Here is a 2,582-nt window from a genome sequence, read left to right on the forward strand (position 1 = left end):
CCTCTACAGCGCGTACGGTGACGGAGACTACACAGCGTCGGTCACCAAGTTCGACGAGATCACCGACACGCAGGAGGATCAGCGGGCCGATGGGTGGTCACCATGGCCTGCACGGCGATCGAGGCGGCAGCCGCCGCGTTGAGGACGATCCAGAGGGTCCCGAGTGCCGGATGCCAGGGCGTGACATGGTCCTTGGCCAAGCTCCAGGCGTCTGGGTCGCCGCTCCAGTTGTAGGTCACCGGATTCAACCAGTGTTCGAGCCAGGCCAAACCGGTGATGAGCATCGCCCCGATAACCGCGCCGACGCGTGTGATGGGGCGGCCCCGCTGCATCGCTCGTTTCCCCGGCAGCAGGATCATGATCAGCAGTAGATTGAGGAATGCGAGACAGCCCGCCATGAACAGCCCGCCGCTGCGGTAGTTGGAGAGGAAATACAGCAGGCTCGAATCGCCGGGCGGGAGGGCGGCCTGGGCGGCAGAAGTAGCGCTGACCACGCCGCCCCACCACAGCAACGGACCGACCAGCACCATCAAGACCAACAGTACCCATCGACCGGCGACCATCACGGGAGTTTACGGTCCGCCAGCCGTGGCCCGCGAACGCGTGCATGCCCAGTCCGCATCCAGTCCGCAAGAGGATGGCGAACGGTGGGAAGCACCGTGAGATATCAATAGCCGTTTCCGCTGCTAGAACCCGGCCGATGCAGGTGGCGCGGGGTAGTCAACTGCTCATGATTCACCGGTCAGGCCCCACCATCCACCTATGCGCGACCGCGCCACCCGGGCCCACCACGACGCGGCAGCGTGAGTGCCCAGCACAGCCAACGGCCCGCGCCCGACCCGGCACCGGCGGCCATGCTGCCTATTCCGTGCCGTCCCCGTGGGCATTCCAAAGCTGGCCGTCACCATGGCCGGAGTGGTATCGGACTGCCTTTACGCAGGTAGGACAACGCCCACAGCGTCTGCTGTCGCAGGAGCGGGGTGAGGTGCGGCTGTTGCAGGAATGCCTCGTACAGGGTCGTGCCTCGGCTGGGCTCCGCGTCGGCGACGCAGCGGATCGCGGCGCTGCGTACCACGAGATTCTCATCGGCGAGGGCCTGCTCGACCGCTTCCCGGCTCGCCGGGCCGGTGTGTTTGGCCAGTGCCCGGACGGCGTTGACGCGGTGCAGGAAGTCCTCGTGCCGAGCCTGCTCGCAGAGGATGTGCGTAGCGCGGGGGTCGTCGATGTCGCCGAGGATCACGATCTCCGTGGTGCCGACGCGACTCGTCAGCTGGGCGAGAAACTCCTCGGGCGCGACCGAGGCGGCGATGTGCAGGGCAGCCGACCAGCTGTCGACGAGCTCCCGGCCGGTGGCTTTCGTGGCCAGGTTCGCCTTGGCCCTGCCGTAGTAGAGGTCGAAGACACGTTTCGCGCCGGTGGGCCCGGCGGCGATCAGGGCTTCGTCGGCCCCGGGCTCCCAGTCGAGCACCTTGGCGATCACGGCATCGAGACCATCGTTCATCGGCCCATGATGTCATTGATCTTGTCCATCGCATGATGGGCGCCACAGATAGGGCAACCCGGCCGCCCGCGGGAGAGGCGGTAGCCAGGCTCTCGTGCAAGGTGGTTTCGCCTACGGGCGCAGCCGACTCCAGCGGTGGTGTCCCCGGGTGCGGGTGTCAGTGCCCGATGACGCCCTGCAGGTCCACGGCGACCTGGATCGCCGTGATGGTCTTGCGCTTGTGCAGGTTCTCGACCTTCGCCTGTCCGCCCATCGACAGCAGCGGCACGTAGATGAACGACTCGTCGTACGGCAGCTCGCCGTGCACGGCGACCGCCTGGGGGAAAACGTCCCAGTTCAGGGTCCGTGAGAGGTGGGCCGCACCACCCATCAGGGTGAGCCTGATGAAGGTGCTGGGCTTACTGCCGAGTCCAGGGTACGGCCTTCCCGGTACAGGATGGCGACGACGCCGACGCTGGGTTCCCAGGTGATCAGGTCGCCCAGACCGGTGACCATGATCGGGATCGCGACACCGTCGCCCTGGGTCTTGCCGATGCAGTCGCCGACCTCGTCCTCGTACACCTTCGGGTTGATCACCCGCAGGAATCCCTCGCCGAACGTCCCGTACCCGTACCGCTCCCACACCTCGACGAGATCGTCCGGCACCCGGTCCCGATACTCCTCGATCACCTCGGGCTCGACGGGACCGTGCGGCATGAAATCGGCGATCTCGATCATGCGCTCGAACCTACCCGACCCCTTCGTCAACACCGGCCATGTGCCGGTGCTGAGCCAGCGGGCCGTGCCGGCCGGCGACGTCAGGTGTACGCAGTCTCGTCGATGGAACTTGGAGTGCGCATCAGGCGTCGTGCCAAGCGCAGGTCTCGCCGGCGCGACGAACGGAAGACCGCGGCTGAGCCGACGAAGCCATGCGACGCCGCGACGTGCTTGTACCTGGCCTTCCGGTGGCCGTCGCGGAAGAACTACAACCTCTGAATCCATGGTGTACGAGGTCGGGGCCGCCCGCCGTGAAGTTTGTGGCCGGCCAGACACCAAGGGTGGAGTTGGTACAAAATACGGCGAAAAATAAGGAAAATAAATC

4 protein-coding genes are annotated in these 2,582 nt (G+C 66.1%); all 4 read right to left on the reverse strand.

Features of this window, described 5'->3' with window-relative positions; translation table 11 throughout:
- Positions 1–59: 59 nt before the first annotated feature.
- Entirely contained in the window at positions 60–563 is a 504-nt protein-coding gene (locus tag AB0J67_RS40555) for a hypothetical protein (protein WP_363491059.1), read from the reverse strand.
- Positions 564–901: 338 nt separating this feature from the next.
- Positions 902–1,501, reverse strand: a complete 600-nt coding sequence (locus AB0J67_RS40560; RefSeq protein WP_363491061.1) for a HEAT repeat domain-containing protein — start codon at positions 1,499–1,501, stop codon at positions 902–904.
- A 157-nt stretch (positions 1,502–1,658) separates the two neighbouring features.
- Positions 1,659–1,871 (reverse strand): T6SS immunity protein Tdi1 domain-containing protein, encoded by a 213-nt coding sequence (locus tag AB0J67_RS40565; RefSeq protein WP_363491063.1) that lies wholly within the window; start codon positions 1,869–1,871, stop codon positions 1,659–1,661.
- Positions 1,871–2,218 carry a GAD-like domain-containing protein gene (locus AB0J67_RS40570; protein WP_363491065.1) on the reverse strand — a complete coding sequence of 116 codons (348 nt, stop codon included), beginning with the start codon at positions 2,216–2,218 and terminating at the stop codon, positions 1,871–1,873. Before AB0J67_RS40570 ends, AB0J67_RS40565 begins: the two co-directional genes overlap by 1 nt.
- Positions 2,219–2,582 lie beyond the last annotated feature (364 nt).

Source organism: Catellatospora sp. NPDC049609 (genome assembly GCF_040675365.1).
Classification (GTDB): Bacteria; Actinomycetota; Actinomycetes; order Mycobacteriales; family Micromonosporaceae; genus Catellatospora.

Bases quoted from the DNA above. Each gene is read 5' to 3' on its own strand.
- AB0J67_RS40570 (WP_363491065.1), bottom strand. From the start codon at position 2,218: ATGATCGAGATCGCCGATTTCATGCCGCACGGTCCCGTCGAGCCCGAG.
- AB0J67_RS40560 (WP_363491061.1), bottom strand. From the start codon at position 1,501: ATGAACGATGGTCTCGATGCCGTGATCGCCAAGGTGCTCGACTGGGAG.
- AB0J67_RS40565 (WP_363491063.1), bottom strand. From the start codon at position 1,871: ATGGGTGGTGCGGCCCACCTCTCACGGACCCTGAACTGGGACGTTTTC.
- AB0J67_RS40555 (WP_363491059.1), bottom strand. From the start codon at position 563: ATGGTCGCCGGTCGATGGGTACTGTTGGTCTTGATGGTGCTGGTCGGT.